21 protein-coding genes and 1 tRNA gene are annotated in these 21730 nt (G+C 68.5%); 14 read left to right on the top strand and 8 right to left on the bottom strand.

Translation table 11 applies throughout. The features are described 5' to 3' along the window. The first annotated feature begins 41 nt into the window (after nt 1-41). Nucleotides 42-115: transfer RNA gene (locus OHS70_RS12375), tRNA-Met, on the top strand. Nucleotides 116-270: 155 nt separating this feature from the next. Here the strand turns inward: OHS70_RS12375 and OHS70_RS12370 are convergent. Continuing rightward, entirely contained in the window at nt 271-687 is a 417-nt protein-coding gene (locus OHS70_RS12370; protein WP_328396719.1) for a Fur family transcriptional regulator, read from the bottom strand. Nucleotides 688-814: 127 nt separating this feature from the next. Between OHS70_RS12370 and OHS70_RS12365 the strand changes: the two genes are divergently transcribed. Continuing rightward, nucleotides 815-2284 (top strand): catalase, encoded by a 1470-nt coding sequence (locus tag OHS70_RS12365; protein WP_328396717.1) that lies wholly within the window; start codon nt 815-817, stop codon nt 2282-2284. 76 nt (nt 2285-2360) lie between these two features. On the opposite strand, the gene OHS70_RS12360 is transcribed toward OHS70_RS12365, so the two are convergent. Next, nucleotides 2361-2762 carry a CBS domain-containing protein gene (locus OHS70_RS12360; RefSeq protein ID WP_328396715.1) on the bottom strand — a complete coding sequence of 134 codons (402 nt, stop codon included), beginning with the start codon at nt 2760-2762 and terminating at the stop codon, nt 2361-2363. Between the two features lie 794 nt (nt 2763-3556). Continuing rightward, the gene (locus OHS70_RS12355) at nt 3557-4786 is read right to left on the bottom strand and encodes a hypothetical protein (RefSeq protein ID WP_328396713.1); all 1230 of its coding nucleotides are present in this window, start codon (nt 4784-4786) and stop codon (nt 3557-3559) included. A gap of 257 nt (nt 4787-5043) precedes the next feature. On the opposite strand from OHS70_RS12355, the gene cas3g reads away from it, so the two are divergent. Genes cas3g through csb2 form a run of 4 tightly spaced genes read left to right on the top strand, consistent with a single transcriptional unit; the run spans nt 5044 to nt 12266 of the window. Next, nucleotides 5044-7548 carry a type I-G CRISPR-associated helicase/endonuclease Cas3g gene (gene cas3g / locus OHS70_RS12350; protein ID WP_443062597.1) on the top strand — a complete coding sequence of 835 codons (2505 nt, stop codon included), beginning with the start codon at nt 5044-5046 and terminating at the stop codon, nt 7546-7548. Further along, nucleotides 7545-9740: a type I-G CRISPR-associated protein Cas8g1/Csx17 gene (gene cas8g1, locus OHS70_RS12345; protein WP_328396709.1), complete on the top strand. Its 2196-nt coding sequence runs from the start codon at nt 7545-7547 to the stop codon at nt 9738-9740. Before cas3g ends, cas8g1 begins: the two co-directional genes overlap by 4 nt. A 25-nt stretch (nt 9741-9765) precedes the next feature. Further along, nucleotides 9766-10773 (top strand): type I-G CRISPR-associated RAMP protein Csb1/Cas7g, encoded by a 1008-nt coding sequence (cas7g, locus tag OHS70_RS12340; protein ID WP_328396707.1) that lies wholly within the window; start codon nt 9766-9768, stop codon nt 10771-10773. Beyond that, nucleotides 10770-12266: a type I-G CRISPR-associated protein Csb2 gene (csb2, locus tag OHS70_RS12335; protein WP_328396706.1), complete on the top strand. Its 1497-nt coding sequence runs from the start codon at nt 10770-10772 to the stop codon at nt 12264-12266. Before cas7g ends, csb2 begins: the two co-directional genes overlap by 4 nt. Nucleotides 12267-14671: 2405 nt before the next feature. Here the strand turns inward: csb2 and OHS70_RS12330 are convergent. Together OHS70_RS12330 and OHS70_RS12325 are read right to left on the bottom strand one after the other, a co-directional pair. Then, nucleotides 14672-15001 carry a DUF6233 domain-containing protein gene (locus tag OHS70_RS12330; protein WP_328396704.1) on the bottom strand — a complete coding sequence of 110 codons (330 nt, stop codon included), beginning with the start codon at nt 14999-15001 and terminating at the stop codon, nt 14672-14674. 13 nt (nt 15002-15014) lie between these two features. Continuing rightward, nucleotides 15015-15224, bottom strand: coding sequence for a MarR family transcriptional regulator (locus tag OHS70_RS12325; protein WP_328405580.1), 210 nt, complete (start codon nt 15222-15224; stop codon nt 15015-15017). 93 nt (nt 15225-15317) lie between these two features. Here OHS70_RS12325 and OHS70_RS12320 point away from each other — a divergent pair, with 93 nt between their 5' ends. After that, nucleotides 15318-15515, top strand: a complete 198-nt coding sequence (locus OHS70_RS12320) for a hypothetical protein (protein WP_328396702.1) — start codon at nt 15318-15320, stop codon at nt 15513-15515. Nucleotides 15516-15568: 53 nt separating this feature from the next. Here the strand turns inward: OHS70_RS12320 and OHS70_RS12315 are convergent, their stop codons facing one another. Beyond that, on the bottom strand, nt 15569-15814 hold the full coding sequence (locus OHS70_RS12315; protein WP_328396700.1) for a hypothetical protein: 246 nt from the start codon (nt 15812-15814) through the stop codon (nt 15569-15571). Between the two features lie 267 nt (nt 15815-16081). Here OHS70_RS12315 and OHS70_RS12310 point away from each other — a divergent pair, with 267 nt between their 5' ends. Continuing rightward, nucleotides 16082-16549 carry a GntR family transcriptional regulator gene (locus tag OHS70_RS12310; protein WP_328396698.1) on the top strand — a complete coding sequence of 156 codons (468 nt, stop codon included), beginning with the start codon at nt 16082-16084 and terminating at the stop codon, nt 16547-16549. After that, on the top strand, nt 16546-17118 hold the full coding sequence (locus OHS70_RS12305; RefSeq protein WP_328396696.1) for an HD domain-containing protein: 573 nt from the start codon (nt 16546-16548) through the stop codon (nt 17116-17118). Before OHS70_RS12310 ends, OHS70_RS12305 begins: the two co-directional genes overlap by 4 nt. On the opposite strand, the gene OHS70_RS12300 is transcribed toward OHS70_RS12305, so the two are convergent. Together OHS70_RS12300 and OHS70_RS12295 are read right to left on the bottom strand one after the other, a co-directional pair. Then, nucleotides 17106-17579 carry an NUDIX domain-containing protein gene (locus OHS70_RS12300; RefSeq protein ID WP_328396694.1) on the bottom strand — a complete coding sequence of 158 codons (474 nt, stop codon included), beginning with the start codon at nt 17577-17579 and terminating at the stop codon, nt 17106-17108. The genes OHS70_RS12305 and OHS70_RS12300 overlap by 13 nt on opposite strands. A gap of 2 nt (nt 17580-17581) precedes the next feature. Then, a complete protein-coding gene (locus OHS70_RS12295) occupies nt 17582-18340 on the bottom strand; it encodes a helix-turn-helix domain-containing protein (protein WP_328396692.1) in 759 nt (252 codons plus the stop codon). Nucleotides 18341-18992: 652 nt separating this feature from the next. Between OHS70_RS12295 and OHS70_RS12290 the strand changes: the two genes are divergently transcribed. From OHS70_RS12290 to OHS70_RS12270, 5 genes are read left to right on the top strand one after another with little or no spacing between them, the layout of a single operon-like run. Then, nucleotides 18993-19256, top strand: a complete 264-nt coding sequence (locus OHS70_RS12290; protein ID WP_328396690.1) for a DUF6284 family protein — start codon at nt 18993-18995, stop codon at nt 19254-19256. Beyond that, nucleotides 19256-19540 (top strand): DUF6303 family protein, encoded by a 285-nt coding sequence (locus OHS70_RS12285; protein ID WP_328396688.1) that lies wholly within the window; start codon nt 19256-19258, stop codon nt 19538-19540. Before OHS70_RS12290 ends, OHS70_RS12285 begins: the two co-directional genes overlap by 1 nt. Beyond that, nucleotides 19537-20547, top strand: a complete 1011-nt coding sequence (locus OHS70_RS12280; RefSeq protein ID WP_328396686.1) for a DUF2637 domain-containing protein — start codon at nt 19537-19539, stop codon at nt 20545-20547. The genes OHS70_RS12285 and OHS70_RS12280 overlap by 4 nt, the downstream gene beginning before the upstream one ends. 50 nt (nt 20548-20597) lie before the next feature. Further along, nucleotides 20598-21287, top strand: a complete 690-nt coding sequence (locus OHS70_RS12275) for a DNA methylase (RefSeq protein ID WP_328405578.1) — start codon at nt 20598-20600, stop codon at nt 21285-21287. After that, nucleotides 21287-21667 carry an RRQRL motif-containing zinc-binding protein gene (locus tag OHS70_RS12270; protein WP_328396684.1) on the top strand — a complete coding sequence of 127 codons (381 nt, stop codon included), beginning with the start codon at nt 21287-21289 and terminating at the stop codon, nt 21665-21667. Before OHS70_RS12275 ends, OHS70_RS12270 begins: the two co-directional genes overlap by 1 nt. Nucleotides 21668-21730: the final 63 nt, after the last annotated feature.

Below are 21730 nucleotides of genomic sequence, written 5' to 3'. Positions count from 1 at the left end.
TTGCGCTGGTCGGCGGCGTCCCGTAATGTTGAGTTCACCGACGCGGGGTGGAGCAGCTCGGTAGCTCGCTGGGCTCATAACCCAGAGGTCGCAGGTTCAAATCCTGTCCCCGCTACTCACGGACCAAGGCCCGGATCCTCAAGGATCCGGGCCTTCGTCGTGTGCGCCCGGCTCCGGCAGTCGGGATCAGGCAAGCGCAAGGGCGCGGGGAAGCTCCTGGGACGTCGAAGCCCCCGACGCGGGGGCGTCGGGGGCTTCGGGGCTGTGCTGCTAAACGCTCGCGCAGTTCGGGCACGTGCCGCGGTAGGTCACCTCGACGTCCGAGATCGTGAAGCCGAAGCGCTCCGCGTCCGGGAGGTCGGCCAGCGGGTTGCCGGCCGGGTGCACGTCACGGATCGTGCCGCACCGGGCGCAGACAAGGTGCTGGTGGGGCCGGTGCGCGTTCGGGTCGTACCGCTTGGCACGGCGGTCCGTCGACACCTCGAGCACCTCACCGAGACTGACCAGTTCGCCCAGCGTGTTGTACACGGTCGCCCGGGAGATCTCGGGGAGTCGCTTGACGGCCCGGGCATGCACCTCGTCGGCCGTCAGATGGACATGGTCGCCGTCGAGGACCTCGGCCACGACACGCCGCTGGGCAGTCATGCGCCAGCCGCGTCCGCGGAGTCGTTCGAGAAGGTCACTCATAAGGACCAGCCTAACAGTGGCGGGACTCAGGTCCCGACCCGGTGTGACTTTGGACGTTCTATTGACTTGGACAAAGTCCATTGTAGGATCCAGTACGAAGGACGCCGAGGGGCAGGACACGCAGGAAATGACGCAGGAGGCGCACGTGACGCAGGGACCGCTCACCACGGAGGCCGGAGCGCCGGTCGCCGACAACCAGAACAGCGAGGCCGCGGGCGTCGGCGGACCGGTGCTGGTCCAGGACCAGTTGCTGCTCGAGAAGCTTGCGCACTTCAACCGCGAGCGCATTCCGGAGCGGGTCGTCCATGCCCGCGGCGCCGGTGCGTACGGCACCTTCACCCTGACCCGCGATGTGTCGCAGTGGACGCGTGCCAGGTTCCTCTCCGGGGTCGGCAAGCAGACCGAGACCTTCCTGCGGTTCTCGACCGTGGCCGGCAACCTGGGCGCCGCCGACGCGGTCCGTGACCCGCGCGGCTGGGCGCTGAAGTTCTACACCGAAGAGGGCAACTACGACCTCGTCGGCAACAACACCCCGGTGTTCTTCATCAAGGACGCCATCAAGTTCCCGGACTTCATCCACACGCAGAAGCGCGACCCGTACACGGGCAGCCAGGAAGCCGACAACGTGTGGGACTTCTGGGGCCTGAGCCCGGAGAGCACCCACCAGGTGACCTGGCTGTTCGGCGACCGCGGCATCCCCGCCTCGTACCGCCACATGAACGGCTACGGCTCGCACACCTACCAGTGGAACAACGCGGCCGGTGAAGTCTTCTGGGTCAAGTACCACTTCAAGACCGACCAGGGCATCAAGAACCTGACCTCGCCGGAGGCCGCGAAGCTCGCCGGTGAGGACCCCGACTCCCACCAGCGGGACCTGCGCGAGTCCATCGAGCGCGGTGACTTCCCGACCTGGACCGTGCAGGTGCAGATCATGCCCGCGGCCGAGGCGGCGAACTACCGCTTCAACCCGTTCGACCTGACCAAGGTCTGGCCGCACGAGGACTACCCGCCGATCGAGATCGGCAGGCTGGAGCTCAACCGCAACCCGGAGAACATCTTCGCGGAGGTCGAGCAGTCCGTCTTCAGCCCCGCGCACTTCGTGCCGGGCATCGGCCCGTCCCCGGACAAGATGCTCCAGGGCCGTCTGTTCGCGTACGGCGACGCGCACCGCTACCGCGTCGGGATCAACGCCGACCACCTCCCGGTGAACCGCCCGCACGCCACCGAGGCGCGCACCAACTCCCGTGACGGCGCCCTGTACGACGGCCGCCACAAGGGAGCGAAGAACTACGAGCCGAACAGCTTCGGCGGCCCGCACCAGACGGACCGTCCGCTGTGGCAGCCGATGCCGGTCTCCGGCGTGACCGGCGGCCACGCGGCCCCGGCGCACGCCGAGGACAACGACTTCGTCCAGGCCGGCAACCTCTACCGCCTGATGTCCGAGGACGAGAAGAGCCGTCTGACCGAGAACCTCGCCGGCTTCATCGCCAAGGTGTCGCGCGACGACATCGCCGAGCGTGCGATCGACAACTTCCGGCAGGCGGACGGCGACTTCGGCAAGCGGCTCGACGCCGCGGTCCGGGCACTGCGCGGCTGACGGTCACCTGACGCGCAGCGGAGGGCCGGATCCCTGTCGGTGATGGGCAGGGGGCCGGCCCTCGTGCGTACCCGTTTCAGCCGGCCAGTGTGGCGGACCGGCGCCGGGCCGGAGCCCAGCAGCCGATGATGTCGCGTACGGAGACGACGCCGACCGGGCCGCCGTTCTCCAGCACGATCAGATGACGGAAGCCGCCGTGCGCCATGGCCTCGGCCGCCTCTTCCAGGGTCCAGGACGGCGCGGCGAAGACGACGTCGGTGGTCGTGTGGGTGCCGGCGGTCTCGTGGTCGGGGTCCTGCCCCAAGCCCACCGAATTGAGGATGTCGCGCTCGGTCAGAATGCCGAGTCCGTTGGCGTCGGTGTCGAGGACGACCGCTGCGCCGATACGGCGCGCGGCCATCAGGCGGGCAGCCTGGCGGAGTGTGTGTGCGGGTCCGATGGTGAGGACCACCGTGCTCATGGCGTCACGGACGAGCATGGACGGAGCCACCTCCTTGGTGGATCGGGTCGTTCGCGAACCGATTCACAAGTTCACAAGTGGGGGGACTCTCAGAGTCGCAGTCATGCGGGATGCCAGCAAGAGGGCGCGCGTGACCCGATGGGGCCGCGCGCGGAAGGCGCTGGTGAGCGGGCGTGCGCTGGTCGCCGGTCTCAGTACTTCTGGTATTGAACCGTCTCTCCGGCGAGGTGCGGCGCTGGTTCGCATCCGGCTGGAGACCTGCGCGGTTGCCGTCGACGTTGGTCGTTGCTGGTCGTCGCCGGCCACCCGCAGACGGCCCACGGACGGCCCCGGCGTACGGTGTCGAAGGGCTGTCTCCCCGGTCGGCCGAGCGAGGTGCGCCACCTGGCCGGCAGCGCCATCCAGACACGCAGGCACAGCAGATCGGGCACTTCCTCACGTGAGGAAGTGCCCGATCTGCTATCTCGGCTGTGGGGCGCCGGGATTTGAACCCACGACCTCTTCGTCCCGAATTAGGCCCTGGAAGATCGCCGACCTGGGACTCATGTCAAAGCTGCTGGTCAGGCTGTCGGGGTGTGTCGGTCTCCGGTGGTGCTCGGGGGCCGCTATCTCAAGATCGTCTCCAGGATTTCTCCATGATGGCATGGCAAGGCTGCGTTGTGGGTTCCCCGCGTCTGCCATCCGCGCGCCAACCTGCGTCGTGGCTGACGGCCAGCGGGAAACCAAGACCGAGACCCACGCATTACGAGTCGCCCGTGCAGCGCGACGGCAGCGAGGCAGCCGAGATCGGCTCATCAGCCCGGCACGGTCCGTCAGTGGTCTGCCACATACACCTTCTCGCCCAGCATGAGGGGCGCTTCTGCCGGTCCCTTGATGTAGGGGCCGCGCCAAATGAGGCGGTGCTCTTGCGCGGACGGGTACCACTGCCGGACCTTGTGCATGCGCACGGGCCACCGGTGGTGATACGTCCGGATCTGCTTCTCCTCCGCTGCGTCTTTCGAGCGTTGCGCCGGGATCTGCTGGGCCAGGTGCACGACCCGGACGTCGGGATCGCGAGGGATGCCTGTCGTGCGGGGTCCGGTGGGCGGACTGCTTGTGGGCTGGGTGGTGGTGACGCCTTGAGCGACGAGTCGCCAGAACGCGAACATGTAGCGGCAGGCGAAGTCGTCGTCCGGGTCTTCCACGCGGCCGCCGGCCCACTCCCCGATGTCGGCGACCGGCTCGGCTCGCCAGGCGGACGCCTGCGTGAGCGCGGTCTGTAATTGCTTGTGCTGCTCGGTGAGCCACTCCGTGGACCCGTCGTCGGCTGCGGTGACGGCGGCGTCACCGCGCATCCCGTACATGCCGTCGGGGACAAGACGAGGCAAGGGATGGCCAGAAGCACGGGCCTGAGTAACCGCCGCACGCCACTCGTCGGGCTGGACGGGACCATCACGGTCCATGAAGGTGCTGATCCGGACGCCCTCGTACGTGGCAGTGGGCAGCATCTGGTGCTGGGTGATGAACTGCCAGCCGAAGGCGGCAGTGTCGGACAGCGATCCGGTCCGGTTCACGCACACCACGGGCTCCGGCAGAACCAGCAGGCCCTTGGGTGTCACGACGTCCCGGTCGCGGGACAGCGTGGTGATGTCGCCGGGCTCCAGCGTGGCCGCCGCTGCCATGACGGAGGCATGGGCGGAGGGCGAGATCACCATCAGCTCAGCTGACCGCAGGACATTCAGATCCTGGGCCAGTTGCCAGTCCGCGGCAGCATCGGGGCCGGCAGGCCAGGGCGGTCGCATACCGAGTTTGCCCAGAATCAGCGAGCATGCCTGCTCCCATTCGGCGCCATGGGGCGCATCGCTGTTGAGCAGCACTTGGTACATCTCGCTGAGCACATTGTTGATGTTGGAGCTGACCATTGTCCGTACCCACGGGTTGCGCGGCAGGTGCCGGAGAGTCTCCGCCCGCATGCCGGACGCCGTCACCGCAGCCCTGCCAGCTGTCCACTCCCCCATACGGTCCCGGCTGCGCTCCTTCTTCGCCCGGCTCGCCTTACCCATTCCCGCCCCTTCCGCCGATGTCCCCTGACCTACCCGCCAGCCCCCGACATCGACACCACAAGCGAGGGCCCTTTGGCCAGCGTGGCGATCCGTCGGGGCACGCTGTACGGACGCGTTCACGAGTGGCACGGGCGGCGCAGTTCGTCTGCACGGCAGGAACGTGCAGTGCCGGTTTCGCCCTTTCAGCGGTGGTTGTCAGTGGGGCGTGTCAGTATGCGGCGTGGCTGCCAACTACACAGCGTTAGGGGAGGGTTCGCGTGGGCCGGACATTCGTAGAGCTGTTTCGTGCTGCGATGGACGATGCTGATGCGAGGCCGTATCCGTACCAGGAGCGGCTTGCGGCAGAGGGTTTGCCAGAGTTGCTGCGGGTGCCTACAGGGGCGGGTAAGACAGCGGCTGGGGTGCTGCCGTGGTTGTGGCGCCGTCTGGAGCATCCTGATGCCGGCGTGCGCGCCGGCGAGGCCCGGTGGTTGGTGTTCGTTCTGCCGCTGCGGTCAGTGGTCGAGCAGACAGCGGCGGTCGTACAGGGGTGGATTGCCAAGGCCGGTCTGGCCGGGGCGGTGGGCGTCCATGTGTTTATGGGCGGCGAGGATCGCGACGATGACGCGTGGCGTATGGATCCGTCGCGGACAGCGGTCTTCGTCGGAACGCAGGACATGTTGCTGTCCCGGCTGTTGATGCGCGGGTATGGGGAGTCGCGTGCGCAATGGCCGGTGTCGTTCGGGCTGCTCCACAGCGGTGTGCAGTTCGTCTTTGACGAGACGCAGCTCATGGGGCCAGGGCTGCCTACGTCGGCGCAGTTACAAGGGCTGCGGGAGCAGTTGTGTACGGGCGCGCCGTCGAAGTCGATGTGGATGTCGGCGACGCTTGCGCCGCAAGAGGTGTGCACGCCCGACCACCGCGAGGTTCGGGGCGTGGTGGAACTGGGGGAGGACGACCGGGTCGGTGGCCTGGCCGTGCGGTTGGACGCGGTGCGGCGGGTGGAGCGGGTGGGGGTGCCCGAGTCGGCGGTGGCATACCCGGCTGGGGTGGCGCAGGTCCTGGTGGCGCGTCACGTACCGGGGACACGAACGATTGCAGTGTTCAACACGGCAGAGCGCGCCGTGGCGGTTCAGGCGGCGCTGGCCAAACTCGTTCGCCGGGGCGGGCCGGAAGTGGTGCTCTTGCATTCCCGGTTCCGGCCACCTGAGCGGGAGGGGCTGATGGATGAGCTGAGGGCTCCGTTGTCTGTGGCCGGTCAGATCGTGGTGAGCACCCAGGTTCTTGAGGCAGGTGTTGATCTCTCGTCTCGGGTGCTGTTCACCGAGGCTGCTCTCTTTTCCTCGGTGGTGCAGCGGGCCGGTCGGTGTAATCGCGCCGGTGAGTTTCCGGAGGGCGCCGACCTGCTGTGGGCTCCGCCTCCCTCTGGAAGGGGGCAGTACGCGCCATATGAGCAGGAGGATGTCGAGACGGCGGTGGAGGCACTCACCTCGTTGGAGAGAACCTGGGTGAACTCCACGACGCTCCAGGAGATGCCCGTCGTCCCCAAGCCCGTTGTCCATCCGGTCCTGCGGCGCCGCGACCTGCAGCAGTTGTTCGACACCATGCCCGACCTTAGTGGTGCGGACATCGACGTCTCCCAGTGGATCAGGGACAGCCAGGACACTACGGCCCAGGTGGCGTGGCGCGGGTTGACGGACGGCAGGCCGGGCGAGCGTGAGGCGTTTCCTGCCCGCGACGAATTGTGTGCCGCGCCGATTAGGGACCTCAAGACGATCGTGAAGGATTCTTTGGGCCCGTTGTGGGTCGTGGACGCGGCGGAGGGCACCTGGCGTCGTGCCCAGTTCGCCGACATCCGCCCCGGCACCGTGCTGCTGGCCTCCACCGCCTCGGGCTGGTACGACACGAAGCTCGGGTGGGGCCTCAAGCACCGAGGCCCGGTGCTCTCCCGCGCCCGGACTGGGCAGGTTCCGGACGGCATGGGCAAGGACGATGCGTCCTGCACGGACCGGTGGGTGGACCTGATCGAGCACCTCGAGGACGTCGAACGGGAAGTCGGCTCGCTGGCAGAGAGTTTGGCTCCATTGGACGGGCTGTCCGCCGGACACCTGGAGGCGGCTCGGCTGGCAGGTCGCTATCACGACCTGGGCAAGGCACATGTCGTGTTCGTCAACACGATCCGTCGCAGTTGTCCAGAAGGGGAGCAGCCGCCGGGCGCGGGACCCTGGGCGAAATCGCGTCACCGGATGGGTCGGCACGAGCGCAGGTACTTCCGGCACGAACTGATCAGTGCGCTGGCGCTGTTGCATCCGGACAGCACCCTTCTGGACGGTAGCGAGCACGCGGGCTTGATCGCCTACCTTGCGGCAGCGCACCACGGCAAGGTGCGGGTGTCGGTGCGTTCCATGCAGGGCGAGGCCGAACGCGTGCCGCCTCGGGTTCTGGGCGTCGAACCGGCGGAGGAGGTCGGCCCAGTCGAGCTGCCGGCCGGGCAGGTACTCCCGCGCATCGTCGTCGACCCGTCCGTGCTCTTCCTTGGCGGCGGTCCGGAGGGAGCTCCTTCCTGGACGCAGCGGACCGCCGAACTGCTCTCCGGGCTTGGGCCGTTTCGACTGGCCTTGCTGGAGGCGCTCGTGCGTGTCGCGGACTGGCGGGCCAGCCAGGCCTACCGCACACCGCAGTCCGCGCAGGACCGGGCCGTGTCGTCGGACGAGCAGCCTTCCGCCACCCCGCTCCCGATTCCCGTACAGGCAGGCGCATTCGAGCAGGAGGTGCTGTGGTGAGGAACCAGATTCCGCTGCGCGGATTACGCGCCACGACACTGGGCGGCTACCTCAGCGCGCTCGGCCTGCTGCGTACTTTGGCGACCCAGCACGACACCATCACACGGCTGCGCTGGGCAGACGACCTTCCCGTCCTGACCAGCTCATCCAGCATCGAAGAGCTCACGGCGTGGCTCGTCAGCTCTTATCAGCCAAGCCCAATCATCTCCCCGTGGAACGCCGGAGGGGGGTTCGCCGGCAACGGCAAGAGCGTGGAAGCCGAAAGGGCCCTGGCTCAGATCGAGGACAGCCACGATCCACGCCTGGCGGTACTGCGACAAGCCATCGCTGCAGGCCGAAGGGCCGTGGCCGAAGGGCGTGCACGCGGGTGGGCGGGTGAGAGCCTGTGGGTCAAACAACACAAGCAGTCAGTGATCAGCCTGTGCCGCAACACTTTCCCCGATGAGGCGCTGCCCTGGATCGACGTGGCTGCTGTCCTTAGCGGTCCGGACGTCCACTTCAATCCGGTGGCCGGCACGGGCGGCAACTTCGGCCGCCAGGAGCTGTCCGCGACCTACCTCCAGCATCTCGCTCTGGTCCTCGGCCCCGAGGCCGACCACAGCCATGCCGCCGCGTGGCTACGCGCCGCCCTGACCGGCGCTGAAGACATCCCGTACAAGCGGGGAGCCGTCGGCCAGTTCGATCCCGGCCGGGCCGGAGGAGTCCTGGCCTCCATCTGGGGTGAACCCGACAAGCAAGGTTTCATCAATCCCTGGCGCACCATCTTGACCTGCGAAGGTCTACTGATGTTCGCCAGCGCCGCGGTCCGCCGCAACGCTGCCGAGCCGGGAGCGGCGTGGCCCTTCAGCGTTCACGCCACCCCCATCGGGCACCCCACCGCCTCGGCCGGTGAGACTGCCAAGGGCGAGATCTGGGCGCCTCTGTGGGAGCGGCCCGCCAACCTCGCCGAAATGGAACAGCTCTTTGGTGAGGGCCGGGCACGATGGGCCGGCTCCCAGGCCAAGGACGGCTTGCTGTTCGCGCTGGCCATTTCCGCCCTCGGTGTCGACCGCAACCTGGCCGCCTTCCGGCGATTCGTCATCGTCGAACGCCTCGGCCAAAACCCCATCGCCATCCGAGCCACGGACGTCCCCGTCGCCCTACGCAGTGAGCACACCCTGCTTGCAGAACCGTACGTGTGGCTCGCCCGGCTGCGCCGCAAGGACAAGATTCCTGCAGGTGTGGCCGCCCTGCTGCGCCAGTGTGATCAAGCGCTGTTCGCCGCTATCACTGGCAGAGATACCACCGCCATGGCCCGATTCGTGATCTCCTTCGGCCACCTTCACGAGGCCGTCGCCCGCTCCGGACGCCTGCGCCAGGACATCGCCCCGTATCAGCCACGCCAATCCCGCATCTGGAAGCCCCCGCCCGGTATTGTCGGCCAACTTGAGCTGCAGTTGGCCTCCGCCCTGGCCTCCCTCGCCGAGACCCGCACAGAGCACGCAATGCCCGCGCTGCGTCCGCTGCTGACCCGGGTGACACGCAGCAGGGCCCGTCTGGTGTGGGCCGACAGCCCCGCCACGGGCACCGAACTCCTCGGCTCCACCCTCACGCAGGCACTCGCCCAGGCCCACCGCCTGCACCTGCAGACCCTCAAAGCCGCACCCGGTGATCCCGAACCACCCGCCGCGGAATTCGCCGTCGGGCAGACCATGGCACTCCCTGCCCTCGAATCCTTCCTGGACGGCGAGTGCGATGACGAGGTGATCGCCAACTACCTGCGCGGCCTGATGGCCCTGGGCTGGACCACCAACCAACCCACCCCGGCACACCACGGACACGCACTGAACCCGGTGCTGTCCGTGCTGGTGCCATTCTTCTCCACCGACCCGCTCCGGCTGGTCTCCACCTGGGGACCGGCCCCCCTCGCCTTCACTGCCACGCTGCGCCCGCGCCCCGACTGGATCGCCCGCCTGATCGCCGCCGGTCCCGCCAGAGTTCTCGACGACGCCCTCCTACGGCTCCAACTCGCCGGATGCAGGCCGATGGTCGGCCGCCCACCGGACCGCACGGGTGCCCTGGCCGCTCACCACACCAACGGCACACGCCTGGCCGCCGCTCTCCTGATGCGCGTCCGCACCCGCGATCGCACCAAGGCGCTGAGCGCCGTGACCGCGACCCGCCCCGACAAGGCCTCTTCCGTCACCACCTGAAGACCGTGCACGTGAAAGGACCACCGTGATCACCACCGATCTCCACCGCATCCGCTTCGAGGTCCCCCTGCGCCCGGCCTTCGGGTCGACCTTCCAGCCCACCGGCTTCCCCGACATCGGCGCCGGAACCTTCGACACCTTCGCCGACGACGGAAGCACGACCCCGTCCCTCCTGGTGGAGTCCGTGCAGTCCATGGCCAACCGCCTGGAAGCCACCGCCTGGGACCACGGCGCCCAGCAGCCCGTCGACCTCATCGCCGACCTGCCCTACATCCGTGTCCACCGCGCCAGCGCCCCCGAAGAATTCCTTACCTCCAGCCGCCTCGAGGCCCACCGGATCGCCTCCGCCTTCGTACGCGAAGCCACTCTCGACGGCACCAAAATGCTCGACCTCATCGCCAGCAGACTGGGGCTGGAAAACGACAAGCCGCTCAACTTCCCGGCCATGGCCGACGCGCTCATGGGCCTGGACCCGTTCGTGCTGCTGCACGGCACCTTCTTCAACAACAAGGCGTGGTGGGGCCAGCCGCGATTCACCCGCGCTGTCTCCGCCGTCATCGAAGCCCACGACGTTCGCCGCGCCGTCAGCGGCGGACGCAAGAGCGACAGCGTCCGGCACGCCCTCGGCGACCAGAGCGAAGGGGCCGGCGGTACCAGCGAAGGCTACGGATCCGTCCCCTTCCACCGCGTGGAATGGACCGCACGCGAAATCCGCGCGATGTTCGCCATCGACACCGCTCTACTGCGGTCCTACGGACTGGGCGAACTCCGCACCGAACTCCTCACCACGCTGGCGCTGTGGGAGATCCGCAGCTTCCTCGACGGCGGCCTGCGGCTGCGCACCGCCTGCGACCTCGAACCCGTCGCCAAGCCCACCGGTAACGCCGGAGACCTCCCCGAACGCCCCGAACTCACCGCCCGGATCACCGAACTCCTCCCGCGAGCCATCGCCGACCTTCCCACCCAAGGCGCCCTCACCGTGCTGTGGAACGGCGAAAAGCCCAAGAAGAAGACCGCAGGCGGCGCCCAGTGATCACCCTTGCTCTGCACTTCCCCTGGAAGCGGTACCACGCCACCCCCTGGGGACACTTCGTCAACGAAGGCGCCGTCGAACTGCCCCCCTCGCCCTGGCGCATCTTGCGCGCGCTCTACTCCACCTGGAAAGAACGCTGCCCCGACCTGGCTGCCGACCAAGTCCACCAAGTCCTCGCTCGGCTGTCCTCCCCGCCCGCCTACCGCATTCCGCCACACCAGCTCAGTCATAGCCGCCACTACTTCCCCGACAGCAGCCACCGCTCCGGCAGCAGCGCAGGCACCGACCTAGCCCTGGACGCCTTCGCCGTCCTTGGCGGCGACGCGACCATCTACGTTCAATGGTTCGGCGACCTCGCCAGCGACCAGGCCAAAGCCCTGGCCCAGCTCGCCGAATCCCTGCCCTACCTTGGCCGTGCGGACAGCATCGTCGAAGCCCGCTTGCTGACCAGCGCCGACGACATCCCCACCGACACCCACACCCCGGCTGTTCAGCTCAACGACGATGACCTCGCCCCCCGCGGGTGGACGAACCTCGAAGTCCTGGCCCCCACCATTCCCTTGGACCTCGACGGGCTCACCATGCGCCCCACCGACGTCCGGGCTCGCTCACTGCTGTACCCGCCCGGCAGCCGACTCCTGTCCTACGCGGCACCCATCACGCACACCCCCGCACAGCCACCAGCGCACCGGCCTAAGGTCAAGCGCAAGACGGAGAAGATCACTGCGGTCCGTCTCACAATCAACGGCCCCGCGCTCCCCCCACTCACCCAGACCCTGCCACTCACCGACACTCTCCGATCCCGCTGCATCAAGCCCCTGACCCCAGGCAACGGCCTGCAGGCCCTGCGTCACAGCAACCTCGCCGGCAAGGCCGCCGACGGCAGGCCTCTCACTGGTCACCACCACGCCCACTTTCTGCCCTGGGACAGCAACCACGACCGCCGCATCGACGAAATCATCATCTGGACACCCGGAGGACTTGACACCGAAGAACTCGACGCCATCCATCAAGCCACCACCGGGACCATCGGCGTTCCGGAAGGCGTGCCGGGCCCACGCCGCCTCCACCTCCGCGTCACCGCCTACGGAGCAGCGGCCGACGTCCTCCCCGCCGAATGGACCAAACCCGCCACTCGCCACACCAGCCTCACCCCCTTCGTCCCAGCGCGGCACCCGAAGAAGCACCAGACACTCACTGAGTTCTTCACCACCGAAGCGGCCCGCGAACTCGCCCATCGCCAACACCCAACCCCAGCCCAGAGCAAGATCCTTCAAGGCGACTGGCCCCTCTACACCCAACACCGCTGGACAAAACGCGAGACCCGTAACGACAACCGACCTAGCCGAGGACTCCACCTCACCTTCAACGAACCCATCAGCGGACCAATCACCCTCGGCCGCCACAGTCACTTCGGCTTGGGACTCCTCCTCCCCACCCCCACTTCGGAACCGCAAGCACAGCAGCGACACGCAGAACGCACCGAAACGTAATGCCTGAAAGGGGCGTATTTGCCCATGCTGGAAAGCGCGCGACTACCAGGCCAGACACAGAACCTGCCGCTCACGCGGCCTATCCGCGGCCTGCCCGGCCGCGGCCCCATCGCAGGAACCGTCCCGATGGCACGCAGGAAACGAGCGACGTCACTATCCGTGGCCTGCCCGGCCGCGGCCCCATCGCAGGGCCTGGCGCAGAGCGTCCGCGGACATCGGAACGACTCTATCCGTGGCCTGCCGCCGCGGCCCCATCGCAGCACTGGGAAGTGCAACGTCCTCGGCGAGGCGGTGATCCCTGTCCGCGGCCTTCCCGCCGTTGCCCCATCGCAGGTCCCACACGATCGTGTCCGCCGCTTGGCCGCACTCCTCTATCCGCGTCCCGCCCGGTCGCGGCCCCATCGCAGGCACCCGAACTGTCGTCCCTCCCTCCCTGCGTACCTGCTATCCGCGGCCTGTTCGGCTGTAGCTCCATCGCAGGTACGCGACGATGTTCGCAATCGCCGGGTGCACGTCCTCTCCGTGGCCTGCCGGGCCAGCGGCCCCATCGCAGGTGCATCATGGCGGTCGACCCGGACCTCGACAGTGGCCTATCCGCGGCCTACCTGGCCGCGGCCCCATCGCAGGACCGGTGGCACCACCCCGGACATCACCATCGTCACCACCATCCGCGGTCTGTCCGGCCGCGGCTCCATCCCAGGGGCAAGGTGTACGGCGGGGGAGCAGCCACCATCTCCTATCCGCGGCCTTCTTGGCCGCGGCTCTATCGCAGCTCGCCGCGCGCGAGGACCCCGTTGAAGACTCCGTCCTATCCGCGGCCTTCCCGGCCGCGGCCCCATCGCAGGTGCGCGTCCAGTTTCGCCTGCACGGCGATCGCCTGCTATCCGCGGTCTGTCCCGTCCGCGGCTCCATCGCAGGCCCGCCACCGTCGGCGGAAAACTATCCGCGCCCTCCCGGCCGCGGGCCAATCGCAGGGCCCACGGGTTCACGCCCACGCTCTCAGCAAAGCGGACTATCCGAGGTCTGTCCGGCGCGGCCTCATCGCAGGGAGGAGACGTGGCGTGGGTTGGCGTGCACCGGGCTATCCGGGGTCTGTCCGGCAGCGGCCCCATCGCAGGATCTGGTCGTACGTCACCCGAGGCAGCTCGATGCCGCTATCCGCGGTCTGTCCGGCCGCGGCTCCATCGCAGGGCGCCACGCACGTGGGCGGTCGGCGAGACCGTGACCCTATCCGCGGCCTGCCCAGCCGCGGCCCCATTGCAGCTTCCACGGCGGCCGCCACTGGCCGATCATCACCGCGTTATCCGTCCGCGGCACCATTGCAGGACTGGTGGCACCACCCCGGACATCACCATCACTACCGCTATCCGCAGTCTTCCCGTTTGCGGCCCCATCGCAGGGCATCAGGCTTGTACGCCTCCATCACTGCGAACGGACTGTCCGGCTGCGGCCCCATCGCAGGTCCGCGCCGGGCTGGAGACCGAAGTCGTCAAGCCAGTGCTGTCCGTGGCCTTTCTTGTCCGCGGCCCCATCGCAGGTTTCCGGGCACTCTCGACCTGGAGACGCGCACCTACGCTTGCCCTCGACCTGCCTGGCCGCGGCCCCATCGCAGGAAGCGACACTCGCACAAATGGGCTCGCGGCCTACCTCTATCCGCGGTCTTCCCGTCTGCGTCCCCATCGCAGGCCCGCCACCGTCGGCGGAAGACTATCCGCGGCCTCCCGGCCGCGGCCCCATCGCAGGACCTTCGACCAGTACAACTCCGTCGGCTCCACCCAGCTATCCGCGGCCTGCCTGGCCGCGCGCCCAATCGCAGGGTGTTGCCCTCGATCGTGTAGTCCTGGGTGCCGTTCCTATCCGCGGTCTATCCGTCCGCGGCTCCATCGCCGGCCGACACCGAAGCCCGCTGGGGCAGCGATCCGCTTGCTGTCCGTGGCCCGTCCGGCCGCGGCCCCATCGCGGCGAGTGGCAGACCTATGACCTGCGCAACCCGACGCAGTTATCCGCGGCATGCCGGACCCGCAGCCCCATCGCCGCTCGAAGACCCGGGCGCGTACGTGCGGTGCGGTCTTCACTATCCGCGGTTGGGCCGGCCGCGGCCCCATCGCAGGTGCTCAAACCTGAAGTCATCGATCATCACGAGTGTGCCTATCTACGGCCTGCCCGGCCGCGGCCCCATCGCAGCCATAGGTGCGCGAAGGTCTGCCGGAATTTGTGCTGCTTTCCGCCGTCTGTCCGGCCGCGGCCCCATCGCAGGACCCTGGCGACGGTGGCGAGCCGCCCATGGCGCCCCATCCGTGGCCTGTTCGGCCGCGAACTCGCGGTGTCCTATGGGCTGACCTCCTCGGTCGGTGCGGTATCACCGGGGCCGCGGCGAAGAAACCCACCAGCAAGAAGCGCGCGGGCTAGTCCAACACCCCCAGCGCGGTGTCCGGCCGGCAGTGGCAGCACGCCTCGACACCCTCGGCCAGCGCACGCACCGCCTGGTCCCGCTGCAGCGTGCGCACCCGCTTGCCCGCCATGTGGCAGCCGCCGACGTGCACCGCCACCGGCGGTGCGCCCTGGCCGATGCCGCGCTCCAGCACCCAGTCCGGCGTCACCTCGAGCCGGCTGCGGCGGTGGATGGCGGCCTGCTGCTCCAGGTAGGCGATCTTCTCGCGGACCTGGTCGAGGCTGAAGGTAAGGAACGTCTCGAGGATGCGCAGGCGCTCCCGGTCCGGCGGGAGAACGGACACGATGCCGCTCTGCCTATCGCATGTGACAGTTGCGCCAGCGGCGCCCGGTGCGGGAGATCAGGCCCCGCTCCTCGAGTCGCCCGAGCTGGTATGCGACGGACGAGGACGACGACAGGCCGACGAGCTGCCCGATCTGCCGGATGCTCGGCCCTTCCCCAGTGGCGGCGATCTCCTCGCGGATGCACCGCAGGATGCGCTCCTGCCGTTCGGTCAGGCGATCCATCACGACGATCACCCCTCTTCCCGATCGCGCTGTGTCTCACCACCGATGAAAACACATGTTCGATTTCTGGGGCGACCCTGCCACACTGAGGTCATGTCCGAACCCGAGCCGCAGCGCTACCACCTCACCCTCACCATCGACGGCCGGCCGACGATGCACGGCTGGTGGGCAGACCAGGCAGTCGCGGACCGCAAGTTCCTGAGCTGGATCGGCGACTACGGCAGCACCGCCGGGGCGCACATCACCCTCACCGGCCAGACCGACGGTCGAGAGCTGGCGACCTGGCCGTAGCCGCCTGCCAGTGGGCAGAGGGCCGGCGAGGCGATCGGCAGGGCTCGCTGCTGTCAGCCCTCGGGCTCCGTCAGCCGCGCCTTCGTCTTTACGGCCCGCTCCAGCTCGTACCGGTTCAGCCCCGCCTCCCGAGCATGAGCGGTGATCGCGGCCTGCACCGCCTCCGCAGCGTCCAGCCACAGACGCCACACCTCGGGCGAGTAGCCGCTCTCAGCCGCAGCCGCGCCCGCCGCCGCGCCCGCTGCATCCGCCGCGCGCTGCAGTTCAACCAGCTCAGCAGGGGGTTCGATCCCGGCCACGCTCGGAGTCTACGTCCGGCTAGCTGACCGACGACCGCAGGCATCAGAGCTGCGGCGCCAATTGGCGGCGTTCACCACGGTTCCCCCGACCCGGGGCGCGCGTGACGTGTGAACGGCGATGAACGCCGACGTACGGAGGTGAACTGAGACGGAAACTGAGACGGAGGGAACGGGCCGCCAGCGGCCCAGTGCTCATGCTGTCGCCCTTGTGGAGGGCCGTGGGAGTCTTGACCGCGGACGACGACGGCAGACGGAGAGGGAGAGCGAGTGTCGCAACAGACCAGCCCTCGGGGGACCTTTGTGAAGATCGCGGATGCCGTGAAGGCTGAGGTCGTGGCAGAGCCTGAGATGACGGAGCTGCCGACTCTGGCCACGCTCATGGAGCGGTACGGGGTCTCCCGTGGCGTGGTGCTCCGGGCTTTCAACGTGCTCAGGAAAGAAGGGGTGGCTGAACCGATGCCCGGCGGCCCATGGCGCGTGATCAAAGAGGGACAGAGCATCGACCGCCGGCCGCTGGCTGAGCGGCTTGCCGAGGTGATCACGACGGATGGTATCGCTGTAGGCGAGTCGTTCCCCAGTACCTCGACACTCGCCACCCGATTCGGAGTTTCCCGACCGACCGTGGCCAAGGCGCTGGACAAGCTCGAAGCCGCGGGGCTGCTCTCGGCGGCGCGGCAAGGGAAGCAGCGCACTGTGCTGGCGGTGCCGAACAAAGAGGAGGGGCCCAGGCTATGAGCGCATCAGGACTGACGGAGTGGGCGTACCCGCTCGCCGAGTCGCTGCTTGCCGAGCCGCTGCCGCGCCGGTGGAAGCACTCGCTCGGAGTGGCCGAGCGAGCGCGGACGATTGCCCTCATCCTCGGGGAGGATGCCGAGCTGCTGGAGGCTGCGGCGGTCCTCCATGACATCGGGTACGCGCCGGACCTTGCGAAGACCGGCTTTCATCCGCTGGACGGGGCCCGGTACCTGCGGGACCACACCGATGCGGACGTGCGTGTGATCCGGCTGGTGGCTCACCACTCGTGCGCATGGATGGAAGCGGAGGCGCGGGGACTGCGCGACGAGCTGGAGGGTGAGTTTCCCCGCGAGCGCCCGCACCTTGGGGACGCGCTCTGCTACTGCGACATGAACACCACGCCGGACGGGACCCCTACCAACCCGGTGGACCGCGTGAACGAGATCGCTGGGCGATACGGGCCGGACAGCCTAATCGGCACTTTCATCCGTCGCGCCGAACCGGAGATCCTGGCCAGCACCGCCCGCGTGCTGGAGCGGGTTGCAGCCGCGAAACGTCAGCCGATATAGGGGACGGTGCGCGTCCGGTCCATGGCGTGCTCGATGCGCAGGCGCATCGTCGGGTGGATGTCGAGTTCAACTAGGTCTGCTGGAGCAACCCAGCGGACCTGCGTTGTCTCGCTGCTCGTACGCACGTCACCGCCGACCGGCCGCGCCCGGAAGCAGATGCTGAACTGCTGCCGCGCCTCGCCGTCGTCGTACAGCATCACGTGTCCGGGGTCGGTGTAGATCCCGGACATGTTGACGACTTCGGCCTTGATCCCGGTCTCTTCCCAGACCTCACGCACAACCGTGTCGCTGATGGACTCCCCCACGTCGTGTCCGCCGCCGGGGAGGGCCCACCGGCCGTTGTCGGACCGCTGGATCACCAGCACCTCGCCCGCGTCGTTCTGGACGAACGCGACGACGGACGGCACGACCGAGTTGGCCGGCGGGGCGTCGGGGTCGTGCAGATAGTCGATGCGTCCCATGGTCAGGCTCCCGTCAGGTCGTGATCCGTCACCTGGCGCGCGCCTCCCCAGGTCTGTTCGATGCTATTCGCGTACGTGTCGAAGAGGCCGCCGCCCGGCAGGCGCCGGAGGTGCAGGACGGGGGCCAGGTATGCGCCGATGCCGTAGACGTGGGTGTTCACCAACATCTCGTCATCGGCCCGGAACAGCGAGTTGTAGAGCGTCGCATCATGAAGCCGGAAGCCGATGTCCGGGTGACTGGCGAACAGCGGCCGGTAGTTCATCAGGGCGTTGCGAATCTTGCCGTCCATGATCTGGTGACCCTCATCTATGCCGCGCTGTTTGACGGCTGCGCAGCCTGGGTCGCCGAGCAGGATGCGCACCTGGGTATTGCCCTGCACCTTCGACTTGAGCAGGTCAAGGAAGAGCGGGTCTTCCGAAAGCCACAGCCCGGAGTAGACGAGAACGTCTACGTGCGACTGGGCCCGCCCATAGATCTCGCGCCACAGGCCGGCGGGAACCATGTGCCGGTGCGGGTAGACCGTGACGATCTCAGCCTTGCTCAGGTCGGTGGCGCTCTCGACGGTGCGAGAGTCCTCCCACAGCGTCGTTACATCGACCTTGAGCAGCGCCGCCGTCGCGTACTGGTGCCGCCGATACGGGACTTTCCCTTGGGTGATCCAGCGTTCGACGGTCTTCGGGTTGACCTCGATCGCGTCGGCAAGGTCCTGCACGGTCATGCCCTGCGCCAAGAGGGCGGATCTTAAGCGCTCGTTGGACATCTCGACCCCCGGTGGGACGTCTAGGGACTTCCTGACGGTACTGAGATCTCCCCAAGGTGTCCACGAGCGGGGTGAACAACGCCCCCCACCTGCACCGATTCTGATGGTGCGCCAAGAAGTCCCGGCGCGAGACACGGAGAGTCCGTCAGCAAGCTTGACGGAACTCAGTGCAGTACCTGTAATAGAGGTACTGCATTGAGCTTCGGCTCGATCGCGGTTCTCAGCGTGCCCGTGCAACGGGTGCGCCGCTCAACAACTGGACAGCGTGATCCACCGCAGCACCACGGCCGTGAGGACGCCGGCCGAGGCGAGTGGAGACCAGCCGATCGAGAAACGGCCCCGTGTCACAACCGGGCCCACACCCCTAACCGGGAACGCCATCGGCTCTAAGAACCGCACGGCACACCTTGAAACTGCGATGACATCCGGGATTTCGGACCTCTCCGGGTCGAGCAGCGTCGTGTGAAACAGGAGATCCGAACCCTGTACCAGCGCTCACGGTGCCCGACATCCCATCGCCGTTTCGGCAGGCAGGGTGTCGGGTCGCCTTGGTCGCTCGTAGCCCACGACCGACCCATCCAACGGCGCGCGGCCCCGGTGTCCTACCACCGGGGCCGCTTCGAGCCGTCCACCTGCTAGGGAGACACGACTCATGAAGCGCATCGTTGCTGTTCAGGCGGTTGTTACTGCCCCTGACTTTGACCGTGAGCCGACGGCTGCGGAGCTGGGCGCGATCGAGAGCGAGATGCCCGTCATCACGGCGGAGCTGGAGCTGCTGGACGCGCAGATCGTCACCCTGGACCGTGCGCCGTCGCCGCTGGACGTGCGCCGGATCCGTCGGGCGCGCCGACGGGTGTTGGTCGCCCGCCGTGAGCTGACCAACCGGGGCATCGTCGGTGCGCCGGAGGTGGCCTGATGGCTGCCACGTTCACGGCGCAGATGTCCCGCCGTGCGGCCACGGGCCGGTGGCGGCTGTATGTGGTGCTGCTCAACACCTGGGTGGCATGGCCGGAGCGTGACTTGGGTGGCGGCACGGTGGTGCCGACTGTTCAGGAGCGTTCACGGGCGCTGAACGCGCTCGGCTACGCGCTCACGGACGGGGCGCGGTGGGAGTGGACCGAGGACAGCGAAACCCCCGATGACCCGTCGTCGGCGGTGCTGCTGATCGCGTCGGTCACGGTGCGGGAGGCGGCGGGATGAACAGTGTTCAGATCCGTTCAGCCGAGCGTGCGCTGTCGGTCGGGACGTGGATGATCGTGGCCGGGGCGATGCTCTACTCGATCCTCACCGTCACTCCGCTCGCCGCCGCGCACACCCCCGATGAGTGGGACTGGACCGCGCCGATTCTGCCGCTGGTGGTGGACGCCGCTGTCGTCATCGTGGTCCGCCTTGATGCCGTTCTCGCCCGTCTGGGCGGGCACGGCGGGCGGTGGCCGGTCGTGCTGCGGTGGATGACCGGCTGCATGACCCTGGCGCTCAATGTCGCTGACTCCGCGCTGAGGAAAGACCTGGTCGGCGTGGCCGTGCACGCGGTCGCGCCGCTGCTGCTCATCGTCACCGCAGAGACCGGGCTCGCCTACCGGCGCGCCATCACCGCCGCCCAGGCCGCGCAGGAAGCCCGCCGCAAGGCGGAACAGAGCGAGCGTGAGCAGGCAGCGGAGGCACGGCGCGCGGCGGCCGAGCAGCGGGCCCGCGCGGAACGCGAGCACGCCGCGACGTTGGCCCGTGAACAGCGCGAGCACGAAGCGCGCCTCGCCCGCGAACAGACCGAGCGGGAAGAGGCCGCACGCCGTGCCGAGCGCGCCGAGCGCGAGGAGCGGGAGCGTGCCGAGCGGGAGGCACGTGAACGCCGTGAACGCGAGCGGGAACAGCAGCAGCGCGAGCGTGAACGCTTTGAACGAGAAGCTTCCCAGCGCCGCCAGGAAGAGGAGCGGCGGCGTGAGGAATCCGCCCGCTGTGAACAGCGGGAGCGCGAGGAGCGGGCGGCTCGTGAACGCGCGGCGCTGCTGTCCGGCGGCCCGGTGAACGAGAAGCTGCCCGAGGACCAGGCGCGCGCCGTCGTGCACGCCGCCTTCGGTGAAGGGCTGCCGGTGCGGGCGGCTGCGGACCTGTGCGGCTGGTCGGTCGGCTGGGTCTCCACCCGCTACCAGGAACTGCGCGACGCCACGGTGACCGACCCGCGTGCTCTGGAAGGAGCCGCGTCGTGAGGCGCCGGCCGCGCGTGCTGGACCTGTTCTGCGGTGCGGGCGGTGCGGGGATGGGGTACTGGCGGGCCGGGTTCGAGGTCGTCGGGGTGGACATCGTGCCCCGGCCCTCGTACCCGTTCACGTTCATCGAGGGCGACGCGCTCGATGCGATGCGGGAGATGTGCCAGGGCTTCCACCTGGTGCATTCCTCGCCGCCGTGCCAGTCGCAGTGCACCTTGACCAAGGGCACGAACAAGGGCCGCCGGTACGTCGACCTGATCCCGCAGATGCGGGAGCTGGGCCAGTTGTACGGGGTGCCGTGGGTGATCGAGAACGTCAACGGCGCGGGCATCCGTAAAGACCTCACCCTGTGCGGCGAGATGTTCGGACTGGGTGTGATCCGGCACCGGCACTTCGAACTCGGCTGGTTCGACGAGGCGGAGCAGCCGCCTCATCGGCCGCATCGGGGCCCGGTCCGCGGCTGGCGGCACGGTGTGTGGCGGGACGGCCCGTACATCGCCGCCTACGGCAAAGGCGGTGGCAAGGGCAGCGTGAGCGAGATGCAGGCCGCCATGGACATCCCGTGGACGGCCGACCATCACGAGCTGACCGAGGCGATCCCGCCCGCCTACACCCGCTACATCGCTGAGCAGTTCATCGGCGGTGACTGGGGCGCCGCCTTCGAGCCCTCTGCCGCGGTCCGGCTCCGGCAACTCGCCCGCGCCGAACCTCGTACGAACGAATTCGTGGCGGCAGCCTGATGACCCGCCGCCGCGACCTGTACGACCCCACCGGCGAGCGCTACGGCATCCCCACCTACCCCTGGCGCATGGCACCCGACGGCTACGCCACCCGCCGCCAACTCCGCGCCGCAGATCTCCGGCCCGGCGGCCAGGGCGTTGCCGCGCAGATCGAGCGCCCGCGCCAGCGTCGCGGCCCGCTGGTCGCCTACCTGTACACGATCGACAAGGCCAAGCCCGTCCGGCCGATGACGCCGGCGAAATGGGCGGCCCTGGCCAAGGCGAACACCGCGCGTCGCACCTGCCCGGAGTGCGAGCGGGATGCCGGATACGTCATCCCTGCCTCACTCGGCATGTGCGTCCCCTGCGCCTACCCCGACGACGAACAGCGCGCCGCTTAAGCCCTGTTGGCAGGCCCAGCCGGACGACCTCTCACAGCCCCGGCCGGGCCCAACTCCAATGAG

Origin of the sequence: Streptomyces sp. NBC_00390 (assembly GCF_036057275.1) — a bacterium.
In the GTDB taxonomy this organism is placed as follows: Bacteria; Actinomycetota; Actinomycetes; order Streptomycetales; family Streptomycetaceae; genus Streptomyces.
This window is presented reverse-complemented; position numbering and strand designations above follow the sequence as displayed.

Excerpts from the sequence above, each read along its gene's own strand:
- OHS70_RS12355 (WP_328396713.1), bottom strand. The coding sequence starts at position 4,786 with ATGGGTAAGGCGAGCCGGGCGAAGAAGGAGCGCAGCCGGGACCGTATG.
- OHS70_RS12290 (WP_328396690.1), top strand. The coding sequence starts at position 18,993 with ATGAAGCGCATCGTTGCTGTTCAGGCGGTTGTTACTGCCCCTGACTTT.
- OHS70_RS12305 (WP_328396696.1), top strand. The coding sequence starts at position 16,546 with ATGAGCGCATCAGGACTGACGGAGTGGGCGTACCCGCTCGCCGAGTCG.
- OHS70_RS12280 (WP_328396686.1), top strand. The coding sequence starts at position 19,537 with ATGAACAGTGTTCAGATCCGTTCAGCCGAGCGTGCGCTGTCGGTCGGG.
- OHS70_RS12370 (WP_328396719.1), bottom strand. The coding sequence starts at position 687 with ATGAGTGACCTTCTCGAACGACTCCGCGGACGCGGCTGGCGCATGACT.
- OHS70_RS12300 (WP_328396694.1), bottom strand. The coding sequence starts at position 17,579 with ATGGGACGCATCGACTATCTGCACGACCCCGACGCCCCGCCGGCCAAC.
- OHS70_RS12320 (WP_328396702.1), top strand. The coding sequence starts at position 15,318 with ATGTCCGAACCCGAGCCGCAGCGCTACCACCTCACCCTCACCATCGAC.
- OHS70_RS12270 (WP_328396684.1), top strand. The coding sequence starts at position 21,287 with ATGACCCGCCGCCGCGACCTGTACGACCCCACCGGCGAGCGCTACGGC.
- OHS70_RS12285 (WP_328396688.1), top strand. The coding sequence starts at position 19,256 with ATGGCTGCCACGTTCACGGCGCAGATGTCCCGCCGTGCGGCCACGGGC.
- OHS70_RS12325 (WP_328405580.1), bottom strand. The coding sequence starts at position 15,224 with ATGGATCGCCTGACCGAACGGCAGGAGCGCATCCTGCGGTGCATCCGC.
- OHS70_RS12360 (WP_328396715.1), bottom strand. The coding sequence starts at position 2,762 with ATGCTCGTCCGTGACGCCATGAGCACGGTGGTCCTCACCATCGGACCC.
- OHS70_RS12295 (WP_328396692.1), bottom strand. The coding sequence starts at position 18,340 with ATGTCCAACGAGCGCTTAAGATCCGCCCTCTTGGCGCAGGGCATGACC.
- OHS70_RS12365 (WP_328396717.1), top strand. The coding sequence starts at position 815 with ATGACGCAGGAGGCGCACGTGACGCAGGGACCGCTCACCACGGAGGCC.
- OHS70_RS12275 (WP_328405578.1), top strand. The coding sequence starts at position 20,598 with ATGGGGTACTGGCGGGCCGGGTTCGAGGTCGTCGGGGTGGACATCGTG.